The organism is Streptomonospora sp. PA3 (assembly GCF_009728995.1).
GTDB lineage: Bacteria > Actinomycetota > Actinomycetes > Streptosporangiales > Streptosporangiaceae > Streptomonospora.
In genome coordinates this window covers 85,650-107,203 of the sequence record NZ_VTZW01000009.1, presented here as the reverse complement: position 1 = coordinate 107,203, position 21,554 = coordinate 85,650, and the positions used below count along the sequence as shown (strand labels likewise).

The 21,554-nt window shown below is 72.1% G+C and carries 21 protein-coding genes, 2 tRNA genes and 1 other RNA gene; 10 read left to right on the top strand and 14 right to left on the bottom strand.

The features are described 5' to 3' along the window. Window positions 1-34: 34 nt before the first annotated feature. From FZ103_RS08805 to FZ103_RS08775, 7 genes are all read left to right on the top strand, one after another. Window positions 35-712, top strand: a complete 678-nt coding sequence (locus FZ103_RS08805) for a GntR family transcriptional regulator (RefSeq protein WP_156000189.1) — start codon at window positions 35-37, stop codon at window positions 710-712. A 492-nt stretch (window positions 713-1,204) separates the two neighbouring features. Then, entirely contained in the window at window positions 1,205-2,332 is a 1,128-nt protein-coding gene (pdhA, locus tag FZ103_RS08800; RefSeq protein ID WP_156000188.1) for a pyruvate dehydrogenase (acetyl-transferring) E1 component subunit alpha, read from the top strand. Window positions 2,333-2,350: 18 nt separating this feature from the next. Next, window positions 2,351-3,349, top strand: coding sequence for an alpha-ketoacid dehydrogenase subunit beta (locus FZ103_RS08795; protein WP_156000187.1), 999 nt, complete (start codon window positions 2,351-2,353; stop codon window positions 3,347-3,349). Between the two features lie 13 nt (window positions 3,350-3,362). Continuing rightward, on the top strand, window positions 3,363-4,688 hold the full coding sequence (locus FZ103_RS08790; RefSeq protein ID WP_156000186.1) for a dihydrolipoamide acetyltransferase family protein: 1,326 nt from the start codon (window positions 3,363-3,365) through the stop codon (window positions 4,686-4,688). Between the two features lie 446 nt (window positions 4,689-5,134). Beyond that, window positions 5,135-5,653, top strand: a complete 519-nt coding sequence (locus FZ103_RS08785) for an NUDIX domain-containing protein (RefSeq protein ID WP_255429860.1) — start codon at window positions 5,135-5,137, stop codon at window positions 5,651-5,653. A 122-nt stretch (window positions 5,654-5,775) separates the two neighbouring features. Further along, window positions 5,776-7,605 carry a prolyl oligopeptidase family serine peptidase gene (locus FZ103_RS08780; protein ID WP_156000185.1) on the top strand — a complete coding sequence of 610 codons (1,830 nt, stop codon included), beginning with the start codon at window positions 5,776-5,778 and terminating at the stop codon, window positions 7,603-7,605. 2 nt (window positions 7,606-7,607) lie between these two features. Then, complete coding sequence (locus tag FZ103_RS08775) at window positions 7,608-8,333, top strand: GntR family transcriptional regulator (RefSeq protein ID WP_186356040.1); 726 nt, start codon at window positions 7,608-7,610, stop codon at window positions 8,331-8,333. Between the two features lie 78 nt (window positions 8,334-8,411). Here FZ103_RS08775 and FZ103_RS08770 read toward each other — a convergent pair whose 3' ends face one another. From FZ103_RS08770 to recR, 3 genes are all read right to left on the bottom strand, one after another. Next, a complete protein-coding gene (locus FZ103_RS08770; RefSeq protein ID WP_156000184.1) occupies window positions 8,412-9,470 on the bottom strand; it encodes an aspartate-semialdehyde dehydrogenase in 1,059 nt (352 codons plus the stop codon). Then, window positions 9,467-10,738: an aspartate kinase gene (locus FZ103_RS08765; protein ID WP_186356039.1), complete on the bottom strand. Its 1,272-nt coding sequence runs from the start codon at window positions 10,736-10,738 to the stop codon at window positions 9,467-9,469. Before FZ103_RS08765 ends, FZ103_RS08770 begins: the two co-directional genes overlap by 4 nt. Window positions 10,739-10,987: 249 nt before the next feature. Next, the gene (gene recR / locus FZ103_RS08760) at window positions 10,988-11,587 is read right to left on the bottom strand and encodes a recombination mediator RecR (protein ID WP_156000183.1); all 600 of its coding nucleotides are present in this window, start codon (window positions 11,585-11,587) and stop codon (window positions 10,988-10,990) included. 134 nt (window positions 11,588-11,721) lie between these two features. On the opposite strand from recR, the gene FZ103_RS08755 reads away from it, so the two are divergent. Next, window positions 11,722-12,444: a DUF6882 domain-containing protein gene (locus FZ103_RS08755; RefSeq protein ID WP_156000182.1), complete on the top strand. Its 723-nt coding sequence runs from the start codon at window positions 11,722-11,724 to the stop codon at window positions 12,442-12,444. A gap of 82 nt (window positions 12,445-12,526) precedes the next feature. Here FZ103_RS08755 and FZ103_RS08750 read toward each other — a convergent pair whose 3' ends face one another. From FZ103_RS08750 to ffs, 3 genes are all read right to left on the bottom strand, one after another. After that, entirely contained in the window at window positions 12,527-12,880 is a 354-nt protein-coding gene (locus FZ103_RS08750) for a YbaB/EbfC family nucleoid-associated protein (RefSeq protein WP_156000884.1), read from the bottom strand. 266 nt (window positions 12,881-13,146) lie between these two features. Beyond that, entirely contained in the window at window positions 13,147-15,327 is a 2,181-nt protein-coding gene (locus FZ103_RS08745; protein WP_186356038.1) for a DNA polymerase III subunit gamma and tau, read from the bottom strand. A 158-nt stretch (window positions 15,328-15,485) separates the two neighbouring features. Next, window positions 15,486-15,581, bottom strand: an RNA gene (gene ffs / locus FZ103_RS08740) — signal recognition particle sRNA small type. Between the two features lie 129 nt (window positions 15,582-15,710). Between ffs and FZ103_RS08735 the strand changes: the two genes are divergently transcribed. Continuing rightward, a tRNA-Ser gene (locus tag FZ103_RS08735) sits at window positions 15,711-15,795 on the top strand. Window positions 15,796-15,890: 95 nt separating this feature from the next. Here FZ103_RS08735 and FZ103_RS08730 read toward each other — a convergent pair. Then, window positions 15,891-16,619, bottom strand: a complete 729-nt coding sequence (locus FZ103_RS08730) for a hypothetical protein (RefSeq protein ID WP_156000180.1) — start codon at window positions 16,617-16,619, stop codon at window positions 15,891-15,893. A gap of 293 nt (window positions 16,620-16,912) precedes the next feature. After that, a complete protein-coding gene (locus FZ103_RS08725; protein WP_156000179.1) occupies window positions 16,913-17,362 on the bottom strand; it encodes a hypothetical protein in 450 nt (149 codons plus the stop codon). 392 nt (window positions 17,363-17,754) lie between these two features. On the opposite strand from FZ103_RS08725, the gene FZ103_RS08720 reads away from it, so the two are divergent. Beyond that, entirely contained in the window at window positions 17,755-18,054 is a 300-nt protein-coding gene (locus tag FZ103_RS08720; RefSeq protein ID WP_186356037.1) for an STAS domain-containing protein, read from the top strand. Between the two features lie 9 nt (window positions 18,055-18,063). Here the strand turns inward: FZ103_RS08720 and FZ103_RS08715 are convergent, their stop codons facing one another. The 6 genes from FZ103_RS08715 to FZ103_RS08690 all read right to left on the bottom strand — a co-directional run bounded on the left by FZ103_RS08715 (window position 18,064) and on the right by FZ103_RS08690 (window position 21,509). Continuing rightward, window positions 18,064-18,726, bottom strand: coding sequence for a hypothetical protein (locus tag FZ103_RS08715; protein WP_156000177.1), 663 nt, complete (start codon window positions 18,724-18,726; stop codon window positions 18,064-18,066). 64 nt (window positions 18,727-18,790) lie between these two features. Continuing rightward, window positions 18,791-19,459, bottom strand: coding sequence for a hypothetical protein (locus FZ103_RS08710; protein ID WP_156000176.1), 669 nt, complete (start codon window positions 19,457-19,459; stop codon window positions 18,791-18,793). Continuing rightward, window positions 19,456-20,127 (bottom strand): hypothetical protein, encoded by a 672-nt coding sequence (locus FZ103_RS08705; protein WP_156000175.1) that lies wholly within the window; start codon window positions 20,125-20,127, stop codon window positions 19,456-19,458. Before FZ103_RS08705 ends, FZ103_RS08710 begins: the two co-directional genes overlap by 4 nt. A gap of 292 nt (window positions 20,128-20,419) precedes the next feature. Further along, window positions 20,420-20,507: transfer RNA gene (locus FZ103_RS08700), tRNA-Ser, on the bottom strand. Between the two features lie 10 nt (window positions 20,508-20,517). Then, window positions 20,518-20,997, bottom strand: a complete 480-nt coding sequence (locus FZ103_RS08695; protein ID WP_156000882.1) for a nucleoside deaminase — start codon at window positions 20,995-20,997, stop codon at window positions 20,518-20,520. Window positions 20,998-21,023: 26 nt separating this feature from the next. Next, window positions 21,024-21,509 (bottom strand): tRNA adenosine deaminase-associated protein, encoded by a 486-nt coding sequence (locus FZ103_RS08690; RefSeq protein WP_186356036.1) that lies wholly within the window; start codon window positions 21,507-21,509, stop codon window positions 21,024-21,026. Window positions 21,510-21,554 lie beyond the last annotated feature (45 nt).

Here is a 21,554-nt window from a genome sequence, read left to right as displayed (position 1 = left end):
CGCCCTGCCCGGGGCCTGAGCAGAAAGGCCGTTGATGGTCGATCTCCCGGAGTGGCCGGACGACCCCGCCCGCCTGGCCCGCAACCCTCTGCGGGAGCAGATCCGGCACATGCTGGTGGAGGGTCTGCTCTCGGGCCGCTGGCAGCCGGGCGAGCGCATCGTCGAGCGCCGTGTGGCGACCGAGTTCAACGTCAGCCAGGCGCCGGTGCGCGAGGCGCTGCGGGAGCTGGAGACCCTGCGGCTCATCGAGTCGGTGCCCAACAAGGGCGCGCGGGTGCGCGACTTCGGGGTCGCCGACATGGCCGAGATCTACCCGGTGCGCGCCGGCTTGGAGCTGGTCGCGGCCGAGCTGGCCGCCCCGCGCCTGGCCGCCGACCCGCGGCCGCTGGAGCGCGAGGTCGAGGCGCTGCGCCGGGCCACGGCCGACGGGGACGTCGAGGAGCAGATCAAGCACAGCGTGGAGTTCCACCGCGAGATCGTGCGCGCGGCCGACAACAGTGTGCTCTCCCACACCTGGGAGTCGCTGGGCGTCGAGGTGTGGACCCGGCTGTCGGTGCGGTGGCTGAACATGGAGCTGCACGCCAAGGCGGCCGACCACGCCCAGATCACCGACGCGTTCCGCAGAGGCGACGCGGACGTGGGGCGGATGGTGCGCGAGCATGTCCTCAATTATGTGGAGGCCGCGATGAAGACCTACGGCCGCGCCGGCTGAAGCGCGCCCGGCCCCGCCCCTGACTTGCCTGATTCGCGTTTTCCGCGGGTGTGCGGGGTGCTTAGACGCGCCGTCTTCCCTCCTCGCACAGTCGCTCGTCCCTCGCTCCCGCGCTCGTCAGTCCAGACGGCGCCGCGCCCCACACGCCCGCTGGGCTTTCGCGGTGTGTGTCCCGTAAAGTCGTATTGATCGATCATCGATCAGTACGTAGAGTGTGCGCGACGCACATCACACGGTATGTGGGTCGAACGAGCTACGCGAGCCGACCGGAAAGGGTGACCCGGCCCCCGAACCGGGGAAGGGTGACTCGGGAGGCGGGCGGACCGCGAGTCCGGCCACGAACAGCTAACCAGCCACTTGCGCGCCCCGCCGATTGAGCCCGGCGCCGGCGCACCCTCTCCCGGGCCCGGTCCCGACCGCGATCCCGGGTAGCGGCCTCCCCGGATCCACCGGTCCGGGCAGGGCCGCCTCCGCACGTAGAAAGGCACCAGCATGGCTGACACGGCCAAGGCGAAGGGCGGCGGCACCGCCAGGAGCACGGGGGGCCGCCGGCGGAGCCGGAAAGACAGCACCACATCGGCCACCGGCGGCACCACCTCCGGCGTCGCCGACGAGAAGCCCGACGTCCTGCTCGACTACTACCGGCGGATGCTGCTGGTCCGCCGGTTCGAGGAGCGCACGGGGCAGGCCTACACCCAGGCGCGCATCGGGGGCTACTGCCACCTGAACCTGGGCGAGGAGGCCACGGTCGTGGGCCTGATGGAGTCGCTGCAGGAGCGCGACTACCTCTACACCAACTACCGCGACCACGGATACGCCATCCACAAGGGCATGAGCCCGCGCCGGGTCATGGCCGAGCTCTACGGCCGCACCGACGGCGTGGCCAAGGGCTGGGGCGGCTCCATGCACATGTACGACACCCAGACCCGCATGCTGGGCGGCTACGGCATCGTCGGCGGCCAGCTGCCCCTGGCCACCGGCGCCGCGCTGGCGGTCTCCTACCGCGGCGGCGACGAGATCGTCATGTGCCAGCTGGGCGACGGCACCACCAACATCGGCGCCTGGCACGAGGCCCTCAACCTCGCCTCGCTGTGGAACCTGCCCATCGTCTACGCCATCGTGAACAACTTCACCGGCATGGGCACCACCGTCGAGAAGTCGTCCGCGGAGCCCGACCTGTACAAGCGCGGGTCGGCCTACCGCATCGAGGGCGTGCGCGTCGACGGCCGCGACGTGCTCGCGGTCCGCGACGCGGCCGTGGACCTCGTCGAGAAGGCCCGCTCCGAGCAGCGCCCCTACATCCTGGAGTGCACCAGCTACCGGCTCAAGGGCCACTCGGTGGTCGACCCCGCCAAATACCGCACCGAGGAGCAGGTGGCCCAGGCCCGGGCCAACGACCCCCTGGCCGCCTTCGAGGACCAGCTGGAGAAGGCCGGCGTGCTCACCGAGGACAAGAAGAAGGAGATCGCGGACTCGGTCAAGGATGAGGTCGCCGACGCCGCGGACTTCGCGGAGAACAGCCCGCCCCCGGACGTCTCCACGTTGTTCGACTACACCTACGCCACCCCCGTGGCGAACGAGTCGCGACGCATGCCCGCCGACCCGGTGTTCGCCGAATAGACCTCAAGGAGCGGGTACATGTCTGTGATCACTTACCGCCAGGCCCTGCGCGATACGCTGCGGGCCGAGATGCTCCGGGACGACAACGTCCTGCTGCTGGGCGAGGAGATCGGCCTCTTCGAGGGCTCTTACAAGATCACCGAAGGGCTGCTCAACGAGTTCGGCGAGAAGCGCGTGCGCGACACCCCGATCTCGGAGGAGGGCTTCGTCGGCGCGGCCGTGGGCGCGGCGATGATGGGGCTGCGCCCCGTGGTCGAGCTGATGACGATCAACTTCTCCCTGATCGCCATCGACCAGATCATCAACCACGCCGCCAAGATCTACGGGATGTTCGGCGGCCAGACCAGCGTGCCGATGGTCATCCGCACCCCCGGCGGCGGCGGGCAGCAGCTCGGCGCCACGCATTCGCAGAACATCGAGCTGTTCTACGCCTTCGTCCCCGGACTGAAGGTCCTCGCCCCCAGCACCCCTGCCGACGCGGCCGCGATGCTGCGCGCCGCCATCCGCGACGACGACCCGGTCATGCTCCTGGAGAACCTGGGGCTGTACAACTCCAAGGGCGAGGTGCCCGACGGCGACGAGTCGGTCGCCGAGATCGGCCGCGCCGCCGTCACCCGCGAAGGCGGCGACATCACCCTCATCGGATACTCCCGCATGGCCGCCGTGGGGCGCCAGGTCGCCGAGCAGCTGGCCGAGGAGGACATCAGCGTGGAGGTCGTCGACCTGCGCAGCCTGCGCCCCCTCGACAGGCAGACCGTCGTCGACTCGGTGCGCAAGACCGGCTGCGCGGTGATCGCCGAGGACGACTGGCTGACCTACGGGATCGGCGCCGAGATCGCCGCCTCCATCCAGGAAGGCGCCTTCGACTACCTCGACGCCCCGGTGCGCCGGGTCGCCATGGCCGAGGTGCCGCTCCCCTACGCCAAGCCGCTGGAGAACGCAGCCCTCCCATCGGCCGAATCGATCACCACCGCCGTCAAGGAGACCCTGAGCGCTGTCGGCAAGCGAGTCGGGTGAAGGGGACCACACGATGTCTGAGATCTACATGCCGCGCCTCTCCGACACCATGGAGGAAGGCGTCATCAGCTCCTGGGTCAAGAACGTCGGCGACAAGGTCGCCTCCGGCGACGTCCTGGTCGAGATCGAGACCGACAAGGCCGTCATGGAGTACGAGGCCTACGAGGACGGCTACCTGGTCCAACAGGCCGTCTCCGAGGGCGACACCGTCCCCATCGGCGCGGTGATCGGCTACATCGGCGACAGCCCCGACACGGCCCCGCCGGAGTCGGGCGGCGAGTCGGCACCCGCTGAGCAGGAGCAGGAGACCGCAGGGGAACCGGCCCCGGAAACCGGCGGCGGCACCGAGCAGCAGCCGGCCCAGGCCCCGGCCCCCGAGCAGCCCGCCCCCTCCGGCCCCGACGGCAGCGCGGGCACCCGCCCGCGCAGCTCCCCGCTGGCCCGCCGGCTCGCACGCGAGTACGGCCTGGACATCGAGTCCATCAGCGGCTCGGGCCCCAAGGGCCGCATCGTGCGCGCCGACATCGAGGCCGCCGCCAAGCAGCAGCAGGCCGAGCCGGAGGCCGCACCGGCCACCGCTCCGCAGGCCGCCGCGCCCCAGGCGGCTGCACCGGCGGCGCCCGCCGGCCAGGAGGCCTACGACGACGGCCGCGCCTCCTCCGAACTCCAGGTGAGCAACGTACGCAAGGTGATCGCGCGCCGCCTCACCCAGAGCAAGCAGGAGGCCCCGCACTTCTACCTGCGGCGGACGATCGACGCCGAGGCGCTCAAGGCGTTCCGCGCCCAGATCAACACCCAGTTGGAGGAGACCGGCACCAAGGTCAGCTTCAACGACCTCATCGTCAAGGCCTGCGCCACGACGCTGCGGACCCACCCCGAGGTGAACCGGTCGTGGGTGGACGAGAAGCTGCTGCAGCACGGCCGCATCAACGTGGGCGTCGCCGTCGCCGTTGAGGCCGGGCTGATCGTCCCGGTGCTGCACGACACCGACAAGATGGCGCTCTCGGAGATCGCCGAGCGCAGCCGCGAACTCGCCGGCCGGGCCCGCGAGGGCAAGCTGAAGCCGCAGGAGATGAGCGGCGGCACCTTCAGCGTCAGCAACCTCGGCATGTACGGGATGGACAGCTTCTCGGCGGTCATCAACCCGCCGGAGGCGGCGATCCTGGCCGTGGGGGCGATGAAGCAGCAGCCGGTCGTGCACGAGGGCGAGGTCGTGGCCCGCAACACCATCGCGCTGGAGCTCTCCGTGGACCACCGCGCCGTCGACGGCGCCGTCGGGGCCGCCTTCCTCAAGGACCTCGCCGAGGTGCTGGAGAACCCGATGCGGATCGTCGTCTAGGAATCGCGACCCGGCCGCCGGCCGGCCGGAGCGGCGCCCGTCCCCGTCGGGGGCGGGCGCCGCTGTATGCGCGGACGGTGCAGGTTCCACGTGCTTTCCGCGGGCCTTCGGGGTGCTTCGACGCGCCGTCTTCCCTCCTCGCTCAGTCGCTCGTTCCTCGCTCCCTCGCTCGTCAGTCCAGACGGCGCCGCACCCCTCCGGCCCGCTCAGGGCCTCGCTCCCCGCGCTCGTCAGTCCAGGCGGCACCGCGCCCCTTCGGCCCGCTTGAAACCGCGCAGGTCGGCGCGGGTTCGAGCGAGGGGCCGAGCGGCCCGGATCCCGGCCGCCGATCCCCGCCGAACCGGCGCGCCGATGGCGCTGACGACCGCATATGCGCAAGGCTGGTTCCCCGCACGCGGCCGGGCGACCGGCACCAGGCAGAAAGCGCCGACCAGGAGAAGGCACGCATGACGACCTCCGCGCACCCCTCGACCGGCCCCGCCCCGGTGGCGATCGCCGCCGCCATGGTCCCCGGCCCGGAGTGGACCCTCACCTTCGTGCTGGCCAACCGGGGCGTCTACGCGGGCCACTGGCTGCTGCCCGGCGGGCGCGTGGGCCCCGGAGAAAGCGCCGAGCAGGCCGCCCGCCGCGAGGCGGCCGAGGAGTCGGGGGTGCGCCCGGGGCCGCTGGCGCCGACGGGGATCTACGACATCCGCGGCCGCGCGGAGGACGGCGCGCCCTACCGGCTGCGCCTGCACGCCTACCGGGCGCTGCAGGCCGGCACCGTGCCCGAAGGGTTCGCCCCCGATCCCGCCGAGGTCGCCGGAGTCTGCCAGCTCCACCCGCGGGACATCCTGCCCCACCCCACCGACATGGTCGTACTGAACGACGCCGGCCTGGGCGACTACGATCCCGACCTGGTGCGCCGGCTGCTGGCGGCCGACGGCGTCGAGATGGAGCCCCTGGACGCCGCCCTCCCGCAGTAGCGCAGTACGTAGCGCAAGTACACCGCCTCACCCGCCGCGCGCGGAGGAACCGGTGGTCCAGCGCGCTCCCGCCTGATCGATTCGCGCACATCAGGGGGATCACGCCTGCTTTACTGGAGATCATGGGTGAGCGTTGGCAGGAACGGTTCCGCGCGGGCAGGGTCGGTCTTCCCTCGTGGGCGAGGGAGGCGCCCGACCACTCGCTTTTCCGCAGCAACAGCAGCGGCACCTGGGAACTGCACGTCTGGAACCGCGCGACAGGCGAGCGGCGGCAGCTGACCAAGCGCCCCAACGGCACGGAGACCGGTGCGCTCGACCCGAGCGGCGCGTGGGTGTGGTGGTTCGACGACACCGACGGCGACGAGTTCGGCATGTGGCGGCGCCGACCGTTCACGGCGGGTCCCGACGGCCCCGACGAGACCCCGCTGCCCGACCTCGGCCCCTCCTACATCGCCGGCCTGGCACTGGGTACCGGCGGCTTCGCCGTGGTGGGCCGCTCCACCGACACCGGCTTCAGCGCGCACGCCGGAACGGCCGGAGGCCCCGCCCGCACCGTCTACGCCCACCGCTGCGAGGGCTGGGTGGCCGACCTCTCCGAGGACCGGTCGCTGCTCGCGCTGGCGCACAGCGAGCACGGCGACAGCCGGCACATGGCGGTACGCGTACTGCGCCTGCTCCCCGACACCGGGGCCGCCGGCGCCGACACCGCCGCGATCGGCGCCGAGACCGTCGCCGACCTGTGGGACGGTCCCGGCCTGGACCTCACACCGGTCGCCTTCGAACCCGGCGGACACCGGCTGCTGGTGCTGCACGAGCGCCGCGGCCGCCGCGAACCGCTGGTGTGGGACCCGGCCACCGGCGCCCAGCAGGAGATCGAGACCGGACTGCCCGGCGAGCTGTCGGCCGAGTGGACGCCCGACGCCGCCGCGCTGCTGATCGTCCAGGAGCACCGCGCCCGCGTGCTGCTGCACCGCTACGACCTGGCCACGGGCGCGCTCACGTCCCTGGACGTCCCTCCCGGGGTGGTCTCCGCCGCCTCCGCGCGCCCCGACGGCACAGTCGAGTACTCCTGGTCCAGCGCAAAGCACCCGCCCGTCGTGCGCGACACCACCGGAGCCGTGGTGCTCGAACCCGAGGGCCCCTCGGCGCCGCCCTCGGTACCGGTCCAGGACGTGCACGTCGAGGGCCCCGGCGGAACGATCCACGCGCTGGTCTCGCTGCCCGAGGAGGGCGAGCGCCCCTACCCGGCCGTCTTCGTCGTCCACGGAGGTCCGCAGCTGCAGGACTACGACTCGTTCCTGCCCGACGTGGCCGCGTGGGTCGACCACGGCTTCGCGGTCGTGCGCGTCAACTACCGCGGCTCGACCGGCTACGGCACCGCCTGGCGCGACGCGCTCGAAGGCCGGGTGGGCCTCACCGAACTGGAGGACATCGCGGCGGTGCGCGACTGGGCCGTGGACAGCGGACTGGCCGACCCCGGCCGGCTGCTGATCGAAGGCGGCTCCTGGGGCGGCTACCTCGCCCTCCTGGCGCTGGGCCGCCGCCCCGGCGACTTCAGCGCCGGCATCGCGGCCGTGCCCATCGCCGACTACGAGGCCGCCTACGCCGACGAGATGGAGGCGCTGCGCGCGTTCGACAGGTCGATGTTCGGCGGTTCGCCCGAGGAGGTCCCCGAGCTGTACCGGGCGTCCTCGCCCATCACCTACGCCGCCGATGTGCGCGCGCCGGTGCTGGTGCTGGCCGGCGAGAACGACCCGCGCTGCCCCATCCGGCAGATCGACAACTACCTCGCCCGCCTCGCCGAGCTCGGCAAGCCGCACGAGATCTACCGCTTCGACGCCGGCCACGGCTCGTTCGTCGTCGAGGAGCGCATCCGGCAGATGGCGGCCGAGCTCGACTTCGCGCTGAGAGTCACCGGACAACGGGAGGGTGCGGCGCCGGGAGCGTTGTAGCCGTGGGCGGGCAACCGCGCTACCTGTGGGTGGCCGACCTGCTGCGCAGGCCCATCCTCAACGGCGAGCTCGAACCCGGCTCGCGGCTGCCCTCGCGCTCCCGGCTGGCCCGGACCTACGGGGTCAGCGAGCAGGTCTCCCGGCACGCGCTGCGGCTGCTGGTCAGCGAAGGGCTGGTGGAGGCCCGGCCGGGGTCGGGCTACTACGTGCGGTCGGTTCCGCAGATCCACCGGTTCTCCCGCACCGACCGCTCCTCGGGGTCGGGCGTGGACCCGCTGCAGCGCGAGGACCTGGGTACCTGCACCGAGATCGCCTGCGGACTGATCGCAAGGCGGCTGGGGGTGCGCGACGGCGTCCGGCTCTTCCGCACCCGCTGCCTGGGCATGGCCGACGACGTGCCCGTGGCGCTGCACACCGCCTGGGAGCTCTCCGCCCTCACCCAGGGGACACTGCGCACGCCCGCCGACGCCGAACCGGGCACCAGCGTCCTGCAGCGGCTGGGCGCCGCGGGCGTGACCGTCGACCGGGTGGTGGAGGAGGTGGGGGTGCGCCCGCTGCGCGAACCCGAGTCCAGCCTGCTGCGCCTGGCACCGGGACTGCCGGTGCTCGTCGTCGAGCGCACCCACTACCAAGGCCGGCGCCCTGTCGAGACCTCCGACCTGGTGGGCTCGATCGACCACTGCCGGCTCCTCTACCGCCTCAGCCTCGCGCGCTCGCCGCGCAGGTAGGCGGCCGCGGCCGCCGAAACGCGAACGGCCGGGCGGTCCGGCGTGCGGACCGCCCGGCCGCTGGGCGGCGGGCCGTGATCAGGCGGAGAACTCGGCGGCCACGACCTCGGCGATCTGGGCGGTGTTCAGCGCGGCGCCCTTGCGCAGGTTGTCGCCGCACATGAACAGCTCCAGCGACTTCGGGTCGTCCAGCGAGCGGCGGATGCGGCCCACCCACGTGGGGTCGGTGCCCACCACGTCGGCCGGGGTGGGGAACTCGCCGCGAGCGGGGTCGTCCTGGACGACGACGCCCGGGGCCGAGGAGAGCACCTCGCGGGCGGCGTCGGCGCTGACCTCGCTGTCGAAGGTGGCGTGCACCACCAGCGAGTGGGTGGTGACGACCGGGACCCGCACGCAGGTGGCCGACACCGGCAGCTCCGGCATGCCCAGGATCTTGCGCGACTCGTTGCGGACCTTCAGCTCCTCGGAGGCGTAGCCGTCCTCCTTCAGCGAACCGGCCCAGGGCACGACGTTCATCGCCAGCGGCGCCGGGAACGGACCCAGCTCGCCCACCGCGGCGCGGACGTCGCCGGCCCGGCTGCCCAGCGTGCGGTCGGTGGCCGCCTTCTCGATCTGGTCGTGCAGGGTGTCGATGCCCTCCTGCCCGGCGCCCGATGCGGCCTGGTAGGAGGCCACCACCAGCCCGGCCAGGCCGTAGGCGCGGTGCAGAGCGCCCATGGCCACGATCATCGACAGCGTGGTGCAGTTGGGGTTGCTGATGATGCCGCGCGGGCGGTTGCGGGTCTGATCGGCGTTGACCTCGGGCACCACCAGGGGCACGTCGGGGTCCATGCGGAACGCGCCGGAGTTGTCCACGGCGACCGCGCCGCGCTCGGCTGCGACGGGCGCCCACTCCTTGGAGACCTCGTCGGGGACGTCGAACATGGCGACGTCGACGTCGTCGAAGACCTCCGGCGCCAGGGCCTGGACCTCGACCTCCTCACCGCGGACGGTGAGGCGCTTGCCCGCCGACCGCGGCGAGGCCACGAGGCGGATCTCCCCCCACACGTCCTCGCGGGTGGAGAGGATGTCCAGCATCACGGTGCCGACGGCGCCCGTGGCGCCGACAACGGCCAGGGTGGGGCGGCGTGCACTCATCGTCCGGTACCTCCGTACACAACGGCTTCGACCTGCGCGGCGTCGAGCTGGAACTCGGAGTGGGCCGCCGCCACGGCCGTGTCGACCTGGTCCTGCTCCACGACCACGGAGATGCGGATCTCCGAGGTCGAGATCATCTCGATGTTGGTGCCCGACTTCGCGATGGCGTCGAAGAACCGCGCGGTGACGCCCGGGTAGGAGCGCATGCCGGCGCCGATCAGCGAGACCTTGCCGATCTGGTCGTCGTAGCGCAGCGACTCGAAGCCGACCTTGTCCTGCACCTTCTTCAGGGCGGCCAGCGCCGTCTGCCCGGCGTCCATCGGCACGGTGAAGGAGATGTCGGTGCGCGAGGTGGAGGCGGCCGACACGTTCTGCACGATCATGTCGATGTTGATCTCGGCGTCGGCGAGCACCGAGAAGATCGTCGCCGCCTCACCGATCCTGTCGGGGACTCCCACGACCGTGATCTTGGCCTCGCTCCGGTCGTGCGCGACACCGGAGATGATCGGTTGTTCCATGCCTTCGGATTCCTCAACTTCTGAGACGACCCAGGTACCGGGCTTCTGACTGAACGACGAGCGGACGTGCAGCGGAATTCCGTAGCGCCGGGCGTATTCCACGCAGCGCAGGTGCAGGATCTTGGTGCCGCACGCGGCCATCTCCAGCATCTCCTCGTAGGAGATCTTGGGGATGCGCCGGGCCGTGGGCACGATCCGCGGATCGGCGGTGAAGACGCCGTCGACGTCGCTGTAGATCTCGCAGGCGTCGGCGTTCAGCGCCGCGGCCAGGGCGACGGCCGTGGTGTCGGAGCCGCCGCGCCCCAGGGTGGTGATGTCCTTGCTGTCTTCGGACACGCCCTGGAAGCCGGCGACGATGCAGATCGAACCCTCGTCGAGCGCCTCTTGGATGCGTCCGGGGGTGACATCGATGATCTTGGCGTTGCCGTGGATGGACGTGGTGATGACGCCGGCCTGGGAGCCGGTGAACGAGCGGGCCTCGTAGCCGAGGTTGCCGATGGCCATGGCGACCAGGGCCATGGACATCCGCTCACCGGAGGTCAGCAGCATGTCCAGCTCGCGCCCGGGGGGCAGCGGCGAGACCTTTTCGGCGAGGTCGAGAAGTTCGTCGGTGGTGTCGCCCATGGCCGAGACCACGACGACGACGTCGTAACCCGCCTTTTTCTGAGCGACGATCCGCTGGGCCACTCGCTTGATGGCTTCCGCATCGGCGACGGAAGACCCGCCGTACTTCTGCACGATCAGAGCCACGGTCGTTGCTCCTGAGGGTTCGGGATCACGGTAATCAACTGGAAAGTGTAGCTAGCGGGATGTTCGTCATGCCGTCTCACCTGCGAAGCCTTCGGCTTGGGCGGACGGCGGGCCGCACAGGACCGGCGCGGGGACGTACCCGTTCAACGGGCGAATACTCATGGTTGCGCCGAAGTCGTGCCGCCATCTCGGCAAACACCGCGCACCCCGCTGAACGTCCCCGGCAGGGCCCCGGCCGCGGAGTGTGAGCTAAAACTCCAGGCTCCGCCGGCCCTCGAAGGCCCGTCCCAGCGTGACCTCGTCGGCGTACTCCAGGTCGCCGCCGACGGGCAGGCCGCTGGCCAGCCGGGTGACTTTCAGGCCCATGGGTTTGACCAGCCGCGCCAGGTAGGTGGCGGTGGCCTCGCCCTCCAGGTTGGGGTCGGTGGCCAGGATCAGCTCGGTGATCTGGCCGTCGGAGAGCCGGGACATCAGCTCCTTGATGCGCAGGTCGTCGGGGCCCACGCCCTCGATGGGGCTGATCGCGCCGCCGAGCACGTGGTACCGGCCGCGGAACTCGCGGGTGCGCTCGATGGCGACGACGTCCTTGGACTCCTCGACGACGCAGATGACAGCGGAGTCGCGCCGGGCGTCGCGGCAGATGCGGCACTCGCTCTCCTCGGAGACGTTGCCGCACACGGTGCAGAACCGCACCCGGTCCTTGACCTCGATCAGCGCGTCGGCGAGGCGCCTGACGTCGGCGGTCTCGGAGGCGAGCAGGTGGAAGGCGATACGCTGCGCGCTTTTGGGACCGACGCCGGGCAGCCGCCCGAGCTCGTCGATCAGGTTCTGAACCGCGCCCTCGTACATAGCCCATCCACGTGTGTCTTCGCTGCGCCTCCCACGGTAGCCCAGAACGGGCGGCGCCGCCGCCACCGGCGGACCGCCGCAGACCGCTACATTGGCGCGCACTCCGACGCGGACCCGAGCGAGAGGACGAAGACATGAGCGAGACGGCGCCCGAGGGCCGCCGGTGGTTCAGCCCCGGCCTGGAGCGGATGGGCGCGGCCTACGCCGGCTGGGCGATGGAGCAGACGGAGGTCTACAACGCGTACCAGCCGCCGGACGAATGGCACGTCGACATCGAGGCGTCCACCTTCCGGCAGGGAGCGGTGACCGTGCGGATGGCGCCGCTGGGGACCTTCGGCACCGACTCCAGCTGGGTGTGGGCCTGGGCGAACACCTACATGCACCCGCCCGGTTCGCCGCGCCTGGCGGCTTCGCTGGACCTGCGCCGCCTCGGCGAGGAGCACGGCATCCCCGAGCTGGTGGAGCCCCGGCTGGAGCTGGCGGGGTTCGCCGATCCCCGGATGGCCGCCGAGCGGCTGTGCCTCGCCGCCACCGGCGTGCTCGCCGGGTACGGCTACGGGCTCGTGACCGCGAGCACCGGCGCGCAGCTGGCCATGATGATCGCCGACGACGCCGTCCCACGCGCCCAGTGCACCATGGCGACCCTGCCCCGCCGGATCATGCAGGGCATCGAGGTGTTCCCGCACGACCACCGCGCGGCGGTCAGCGGCTACCTGTCGCGGCACGGGTTCCAGGTGACCGCGGTCGATGCGGCGACCCTGCAGGCGGCCCGCGCCGACTGCACGGTGCGCGCCGCCTTCGACGAGCACGGACGGCTTGCCGACCTCTCGCTGAGCAGCGCCGACGCGCGCGCCTGAACGCCCGCGCCCGGCGGCGCGCCCGCCCGCGAGCGCCCCGCGGGCGGAGTCCCGTCGTACTCGAAGGGGCCGGCGGCCCCTGTCAGAAGCCGGGAAGCCCGGGCATGCCGCCGCCGGGCATCCCGCCGCCGCCGCCCAGGCCTTCGGCGAGCGGGCCCATCTTCTCCTGCTGGAGCTCCTCCACCGAGGACTCGGCGTCGCGGATGGCGGCCAGCACCATGTCCGCGACGGTCTGCGCGGTCTCCTCGGCGTCGGCGGGGTCGATGGCCTGGGGATCGATGGTGATGTCCTCGACCGAGCCGCGCCCGTTCACCGTGACCTTGACCAGTCCCCCGCCCGAGGTTCCCTCGACCTGGGCCTCGTCGAGCTGCTGCTGGGCCTCCATCAGCTGCTGCTGCATCTGCTGGGCCTGCTGGAGGAGGGCCTGCATGTCCATTCCGCCGCCAGGGTTCACTGCATCTCTCCTTGCCTGCGCTGTCCGTGCTTGCGAGCGTATCCGCTCGATGCGCCCGGTTCCGCGTGCCCGCCCGCACCGGTCGGGGCGATCGGGCCGCGCCCGCGCGCCGCACGCGCGGCCCCGGGGCCGCGCGCCGCACGCGCGGCCCCGGGGCCGCGCGTCGACAGATCGGCCCGGCGACATGTCGACAGATCCCCCTGTCGCCCGGCGCAGGGACGCGGCGGAACGGCGCCGCCGCGGCGGAATCAGTCGGCCGTGTGGTCGATCTCGCTGATGATCTTGCCGCCGAGCTCGGTCTCGATGAGCGCGAACCCCGAGGCCGCCCTCGCGCCGCCGATGGCGGCCCCCGGCGAGGAGGTGTCCGCGGCTGAGGGGGCCGGCTCGGACGGCGCAGGAGCGGGGGCGGGCGGCGCAGGGGCGGGCGAGGGCTCGGGGCCCGGCGCGGTCTCCGGCGGCGGAGCCTCGGCCGCGTTCTCGAAAGGGTCGGGCGGCGGCTCCTGCTGGTGCGGCAGCGCCGGGGGGCCCGGCGGGTCGCCGGACGCGGCGCCGCCGCCCTGCGGCGGAGCCGCCGGTCCGGTCGGCTCGGAATCGGCGCCGCCTCCCGCAGCGGTGTCGGATCCCGGCGCCTCCGGCGACTGCGGAGCCGGAGGCGTGTCCCACCCCGCCGGCTCTCCGGCGGGCGGCCCGGCAGGCGGGCGCGGAGGCGCGGGAGGCGAGGACGCCGCGGGTCCCGACCCGTTGGCCGGCACGGCGGCCACCCGGACCTCGACACCGAGGACCTGCCGCACGGCCTGGGAGACCACCTGGTCGCTGCCGCTGTTGGAGAACCCCTTGGCGTCGTTGGGCCGGGTGAACCCGAGCTGGACCAGGTTGCCCTCGACACCCACGGGGCGGACGTCGCTGCCGCTGAGCACCATCCAGGTGAACCGGCGGATGCCCTTGACGGCCTCCATGATCTGCCCCCAGGAGGCCTGGATGGCGGCGAGATCGGCGGTGCCGGCGCCGCCCTGCTGCGCCGCCGGGGCGGGGGTGCGCTGCGGCGCCGACGCACCGTCGCCGCCGGGTTCGCCCCAGTCGCCCGCCGAACCGGCCGCGGGCGCCGGAGCCCGGCGCTGCCGGGGCTCGGCCGCCGGATCGGGCGCAGGCGCCGGCTCGGGGGCCGGGGCGGGCCGTTCGGGGCGCTGCGGGGGCGAAGCCGTGTGCTCCGGCGCCGCAGGCACCGGCGGAGCGGCCGAGACCGCCGGGGCCGCGGGCGGCCCGGCGGCCATCCGCTGCTCCAGCTGCTCCAGACGTGCGAGCAGCGCACCTGAGTCGCCCCCGGAGGCGGAGCCCGGCAGCACGATCCGCGCGCACATCAGCTCCAGCAGCAGGCGCGGCGAGGTGGCGCCGCGCATCTCGGTCAGCCCCTGGTTGAGGATGTCGGCGGCCCTGGTCAGCCGGGCCGGACCGAGGCGCTCGGCCTGCTCGCGCATCCGCTCCACGGCGTCGGGCGCGACGTTGATCAGCCCTTTGTCCAGGGCATCGGGCACGGCGGCCAGCACCACCAGGTCGCGGGTGCGCTCCAGCAGGTCGGCGGTGAAACGGCGCGGGTCGTGGCCGCCCTCCATCACCCGGTCGATCAGCCCGAAGACCGCGGCGCCGTCGGCGGCGCCCAGGGCGTCGACCATGTCGCCGAGCAGGCTGGAGTCGGTGTAGCCCAGCAGCGCCACCGCGCCGTCGCGGGTGATGCCGTTCTCGTCGGAGCCGGCCAGCAGCTGGTCGAGGATGGACAGCGAGTCGCGCGCCGACCCCGCGCCGGCGCGCACCACCAGCGGCAATGCGGCGGGGTCGAAGGGCACGCCCTCGCCGGTGAGGATCTCCTCCATCAGCTCGCGCAGGGTGCTCGGCGGGATCAGCCGGAACGGGTAGTGGTGGGTGCGCGAGCGGATGGTGCCGATGACCTTGTCGGGCTCGGTGGTGGCGAAGACGAACTTCAGGTGCGGCGGGGGCTCCTCGACGAGCTTGAGCAGCGCGTTGAAGCCCTCGCGGGTCACCATGTGCGCCTCGTCGATGATGTAGACCTTGTAGCGCGAGTTCACCGGCGCGAAGAAGGCGCGTTCGCGCAGGTCGCGGGCGTCGTCGACGCCGCCGTGGGAGGCCGCGTCGATCTCGATGACGTCGATGCTGCCGGGGCCGTCGGGCGCCAGGGCCACGCAGGCCTCGCAGCTGCCGCAGGGATCGGGGGTGGGCCCCTGGTCGCAGTTGAGGGAACGGGCCAGGATCCGGGCGCTGGAGGTCTTGCCGCAGCCGCGGGGGCCGCTGAAGAGGTAGGCGTGGTTGATACGGCCGTTGCGCAGCGCCTGGCGCAGCGGTTCGGTGACGTGCTCCTGCCCGCGGACCTCGCCGAACGTCGCAGGGCGGTACTTGCGATACAGCGCGATGCTCACGGCGCGCTCACTGCTCCCTCCGCAGACCGGCACGAAGCGGGCCGTTCCGGGGCGCCGATCGCCCCCGGGCCGGGTCCGCGAGTCCATTCAACCCTGTACCTGCGACAGATCGCACGGGGCGGCGCTGGAGAGGCGGGGGCGGAAGGCCTCCCGGAAAGAGAAAGGACCCCCCGCGCACCCGCCAGAGCTTACTTATCCTTGCTGCCTTCCGGCCCTGGGGAGGTTCATAAGGTGACGCCGCACGAGGGGTCTGCCTCCACTGTATCGGACGAAGGCGCCCCGGCGAACCGCCGCGGCGCGGTGATCACGTTCACCCGGGCGAAGGCCCCACGCTGCGGATCGACGTGTCACAGCACGCCGCCGAGTCTTGTAGAGTTGTCTGCGGAGGATTCGCCTAGTGGCCTAGGGCGCACGCTTGGAAAGCGTGTTGGGGGCAACCCCTCACGAGTTCGAATCTCGTATCCTCCGCCGCCTCTATGCAGGCAGTACGAAGGCCCCGACCGGGTGCGCGGTCGGGGCCTTCGTGTGTGCGGGGCGCCGCCGCACGGTGTTCCGCGGTGCGCTCAGGAGCTCTCCGGCAGTCCCTCCAGGCTGCCGCACAGCAGCTCCTCCGCAGCGGCGGCGAGTTCGGATTCGGGCAGGCCGCCGCTTTCCACCCGGCTCGGCTCGACCTGTGCGGTCACGAACAGGTTGCCGACCAGGTGGGTGGCGGTTCCGATGCGGCCTTCGTAGCCGGTGTGGATCTGCCCGCCGCCCGGGCACCGGCTCGCGCTCAGCCCGTTCTGCTCGACGAACGAGGCCGCGTGGCGCTGGGCCCGCTCGGTGCCGTTGTCCTTGGCCAGGCCGGACTGCACGGTCAAGAACACCTCGCTGACCACCTGCGCGTGGTTCCCCGGGCTGTCGGCCCTGTTGTTCGAGCTGCACTCCACGCGCTCGTTGCCCCGGCCGAGCGTCGATTCGTCGGTGAAGAAGTCCTCCTCCTGGGCGATCTCGGCCATGGTGCCGGTGTCGGTGAACGCACAGGTGTCGAGTGGCCGGGTGTAGGTGTCGGCCGTCTCGAACCAGCCGAGGTAATAGGCGCCGCCGACCCCGCCGCCGATGACTCCCACCGCGAACACGCCGGCGCAGCCGATCCCGAGCCAGGCCAGGACTTTGCCCGCCGACCCGGATCCGCGCCGCTCCGGCCGCTTCGTCGAGGGCGGGCTGGCCCCCTCCGATGGAGCGGCCTGTCCGGGGTGCCTGTAGGGGGATCCGGGAGCGGGTTGGGGGTGCCGGCCGGAATGGGGGTGCATGAGGTGACTTTAGCGAGGCCCGGTATGCGCCCACCATCATGTGGACCCGCGAAACGGCGGCCATGTTCGGCCGGGCCCGCCGACGGACCACGCGCACCGGCGGACCCGGGTCGGCCGACTCGGCGACCGGTCGACGTGTCGACAAGCGCGGCCCCGGTGGTTCCGCTGTGCTGGACAGCCCGATCGCCGAACCCGCTGATCACCATGGCGCTGTGCCGACGGATCGGCTTGTCGACACGAAAAGGCCGCGGCGGCCTGCTCGGCCACCGCGGCCCGCTGCTGAAGAGCGCCCGTCAGGACGCCTGGGCGACGGTACCGCGTCCGCGCTGCGAAGGCACCGCACCGGAGGTCTGCCGCTCGCCGGCGGTCTCCTGCACCGCGGCGGGCTCCACGAGTCGGCGCTCGGCATCGGCGCGCTCGGTGTGCGTGGGCAGCAGTCGGAGCAGCCCCGAGTCCTCCAGCGCCCTGGCGGCGGGAGAGCCGGTGTCGATCACCAGCGAAAGCTCGATGCCGCGGGCCTGGGTGCGCGTGTGGACGCGTTCGAGCACCCCGCACATCTCCGCCGCGCAGGAGATGGTCGGCGTGAAGTCGATCACGAGCGCGCTGATGCGCTCGTTGAGCAGCCACAGCAGCTGCTCGCGCAGGCAGCGGGTGTGCCACGGCTCGATGCTCTGCGGAACGGTGACGACGGCACCGCGCCCGATGTAGTCGATCTTGGCGACGATCTGCGTAGGTTGTTTCATAATCACCTGACCGGAAGCTCCGGTCCCCTCCCATTGGGACCTCGCCTAGGCGGATGTCCCCGCCGCTGCGTGCTGGAGTGTGCGGGGGCACCCTCGGGCCGCGCCTCCGGACCCACCCTTTCGCTGCCCCCCGGCTCCGCGCCGCAAACGTGAAAAACATGCGGTCCGAAACACAATAGAAAGGGATCACGTCGGACATGGCGTAAATGGCGGATCCATAACGACGGTTTGCCCCGGCTTGGCAGGCCGGTTGGTAGACATGGGGGCGAACGCCGAGGTCTCCCGGTCCGGCCCAGGGCCTCCTCACAGCCTTCGGTGCAAAGGGACGAAGCCTTATGCCGACAGCATCCACTTCACCGGTGCCGGCAGGCGACCGGTACACCACCGCCGCCATGCCCGCTGAAATCGACATCCACAATCGCGACGTGCTGGTGAAGCGCATGTGCAGGCTGCTCGACGAGGGCGGCGACCTCATCGTGGACATGACCGCGACGACCTTCTGCGACTCGTCGGGCGTCCACGCCCTGCTGACCGTCCGCCGCCGCGCGCAGGCGCGCGGCAAGCGGATCAGCGTCGCGGCTCCGCACCCCAACGTGCGGCGGGTGCTGGAGATCTGCGGAATCGGCCGGCTGATGCCGATCCACAGCACCCTGGCCGAAGCCGCTTCCCGCCGCTCTCCTGCTGCGGCCTGAGAAGGGCGGCTACCCCGGCGGCGGGCTCGCCGCCGGGGAATCGCGTGCCGTTACGGTGTTTCCTGCAGTCTCGAAGTCGGGAAAGGGCTTCACCGATATGACGACAATTCGTTGGGCGCCTTTCCTAATCCGGGCCGCCCACGGAACGCCCAAGAACACGTAGCAGGCGCTCGCGGCCGCTACTCCCGCCGCGGGCAGCGCATCCGCGACCCGGCCGCCGAGCGCGACCAGGCACGCCCATCCGCCCAGGCCCGCTGCGAGGATCCCCGCCGCCGCGAAACCGGAGCGCAACCGCCGAGATTGGGCGAGCCAGTACTCCGCCAACTCCGCGGCGATGCGGTTCACGGCGGAGTCCGGACCGAACTCGCCCCGGCGCACGACCCGCTCGGCCGCATACAGCGCTGCCGGATCGGTGTCGGGCGGAACGACGCTTCCCGAGTCACGCAGCGCTCGCCGGTAGACGACGCCGACATAGACCACGAGTACGGCGGCGCCCACCGCGACGGCGGCGATCCAGACCGTCCTCGGAAGCAGCGGCCAGTCCGCGAGCAGCAGCGCGGAGACGGCACCGGCGGTGTACAACGCGCCGCCGCACAGGCCGGCGAGCCACGAGGGCACTACCGGGCGGCGCGCGCACAGCAGGGCGAAGCGCTGGGACGTGTATCGGGGCACGCGAGCCTCCTCCGCAGAGAGCGGAAGGAGTCTACTGGGCGGACAGCGGGGCGTGCGGCCGTGTTCAGTGGTGGTGCAGCCGCACGATGGGGCGTGTGGAGAGTTCATCGGCGGCGTAGAGGGCGAGGACGCGCTCGCTGTTGCGGTGGTAGCGCGCGAGCATGGGGATGGCGACACCGACGGCGAAGGCCAGCACGGCCGTCAGCCTGGCGAACTCGAGCATGTTGGCGACGTTTCCGAGCGCGATGGCGACGACCAGCCCGACGGCGCTCGGAAGCAGCAGGAAGATTCCGAGGCCGACCTGAAGCACTCGGGCCTGCCTCGGCCTCCACCCCTCGCGCACGGTGGCCCGTGCGAGTCCCGCGGCGATTCGGTTGGCCTCCGGGTCGTCGACGAGTTCCCCGCGCAGCAGAGCCAGCCGCGCGGCCCGCTTCCGCCACGGTTCGGCGCCCGCTGTGCTGCGGCCGATCCGCCTTGCTCGCACGGCCGCCAACGACGCGCAGAGCCCGATCCCCGCTATTCCGCCAAGCACATAGTCCGACTCCGGCGGAAGGGCCGCTCCCAGCGCGATCCGCAGCAGTTCGCCGGCTCTGCCGAGGATTCTCGCCAGCACCGGCGCGGTTGTCAGACTCAGGAAAGCCGTCCATGTCAGCGCTCCCGTCCACCGCGATACCAGCATCCGCTCCAGCGGCGATTCGCGCAGTGCCGCAGCGGCGCGCGTGTCGGCCGTCATGACCACTCCTTGAGCGAGGGGTAGGCACCGTTCGATGCCTCATGCGGGTCCAGAACGGCGGGACCGGCCGGCGTGGTCCCGGGCAGTCGCTCGCCCGCGCGGCTGCACCAATCATCCGCTGCCTGCAACGCCGCGACACGCTCCGCCCGGCGGCGAGACCGCGTGGCTGCCGCCACGCCCACCGTGCCCATCACCGAGAAGAAGAGCACTCCCCAACCGAACAGCACCATGCCCGCGACGCGGTCATCGCCGACGGCGAATACGAAGCAAAGGGCGTCCAACCCGGCCATCCCAAGGAAGATGCACCGGAACAGCCGAGGAGGATGTGGTATCCGCCTCACCTGACGTGCCCAAGTCGCCGCGATCCGGTTCGCCTCCGCGTCGTCGGTGAGCTCCCCGCGCTGCAACGCCCGCCGTGCGGCAAGCAGCCGCGACGGATGCCGGTGCAGCTCGTCGGCAAGATGGGCGTTCATATCCCTGGCGAACGCACCGAGGACGACGCCCAGCAGCAAACCGAAGATCCCGCCGAAGAGGACTCCCGGAATCCACAAGTACTCGACAAGCGGGGGCGCGCCGCGTGTTCCGTAAACGGCCGGTACGAAAAACGTTCCCAGAAGCGCTCCCGCTGCGACGCACACTGCGACGCAGTAACCGATCACGAACACCATGGGGTGCCGCCATCGCCACAGGAGGGTGCGCTCCCACGCGCTTGCGCGCAGGGAATCGGGATCATCGGGACCGACGCCGCCGGGGGTCACGAGCGTCTCCAGGTATGTGGGGGATGTCGAAGCAATCGTAATCGGCGTCCCGGATCGCGGACAGCGATCCTCGTTGCCGCATCCGGCCGCCGGCACACCGCCGCGCCCCGGCTGCGGCCGCACCGCAGCACGGACTCCGCGGCCGCCCCCTACACACGCGAGGAGCCGGCCCCCGAACCCTCGGGCGACCGGCTCCGCAAGCTGGCGGTGGAGGTGGGATTCGAACCCACGGTAGGTCTCCCTACACTCGCTTTCGAGGCGAGCGCCATCGGCCACTAGGCGACTCCACCGCGGGTAACTCTACCGGATACGGCGCAGTGAGAAGAACTCGGTGAGAACGGCTCCGCACTCGTCGGCGACCTCGGGGGAGACCAGGTCGGGCGGGACCACCTCGGGGCGGTGGTTGAGGCGGGGGTCGCGGACCACGTCCCACAGGGAGCCGACCGCGCCCGCCTTGGGGTCGCGGGCGCCGTAGACGAGGCGGGCGACGCGGGCCAGGACCACGGCCCCGGCGCACATCGTGCAGGGCTCCAGGGTCACCGCCAGGGTGCAGCCGGTCAGCCGCCACTCGCCGCGGTGCCGGGCCGCCGCGCGCAGGGCCAGGATCTCGGCGTGGGCGGTGGGGTCGCCGCCGGCTTCGCGTTCGTTGCGGCCGGTGCCGACGACCTCGCCCGAGGCGTCCAGGACGACGGCGCCCACGGGCACGTCGCCGCTGCCGGCGGTCCGGCGGCCTTCCTCCAGGGCCCGGCGCAGGGCCGCGTCGATGCGCGCGCGCTCCATGGGGACCGGATCGCCCCCCGTTCCGGTCACAGCCGCAGGGCCTCAAGCGGCTCGCCGAATCCGGCGCGTTCGGCGATCTCGGCGAGGACGTCTCCGGGCAGCATGCCTTCGGTGGTGGTCAGCGACACCAGGTCGCGGGCGGGGGTGCCCAGGTCGTCCAGCAGGCCGGTGTCGCCGCCGGGCTGCGGATAGGGCTTCTGGCCGGTCCCCTCGGCCGGCTCGGGGGCCTCGATCTCGCCGCTGTCGAGCAGCAGCGCCGCGAGGGGGTGTTCGTGCACGACCCGGACGTCGGAGAGGAAAACCCGGGGGTCGGAGTGGTCCTCGACGCGGACGACGGCGAACCACTCGTCGTCGGCCTCCATCAGCAGGACCATGGTTCCGTCGGCGGCGGCCCCCGACACGTCGCGCATGGTGTCGGCGACGTCGTCGATGCTGGCCGCGTCGTCAAGCTCGGTCTCTACGCCCGTCCACTCGTCGGCGACACTGCAGAAGACCGCTGAGAAGATCGACACCGCACGCTCTCCCGTCCTCTCTCGCGGGCGCCGGGCCGGCCGGGG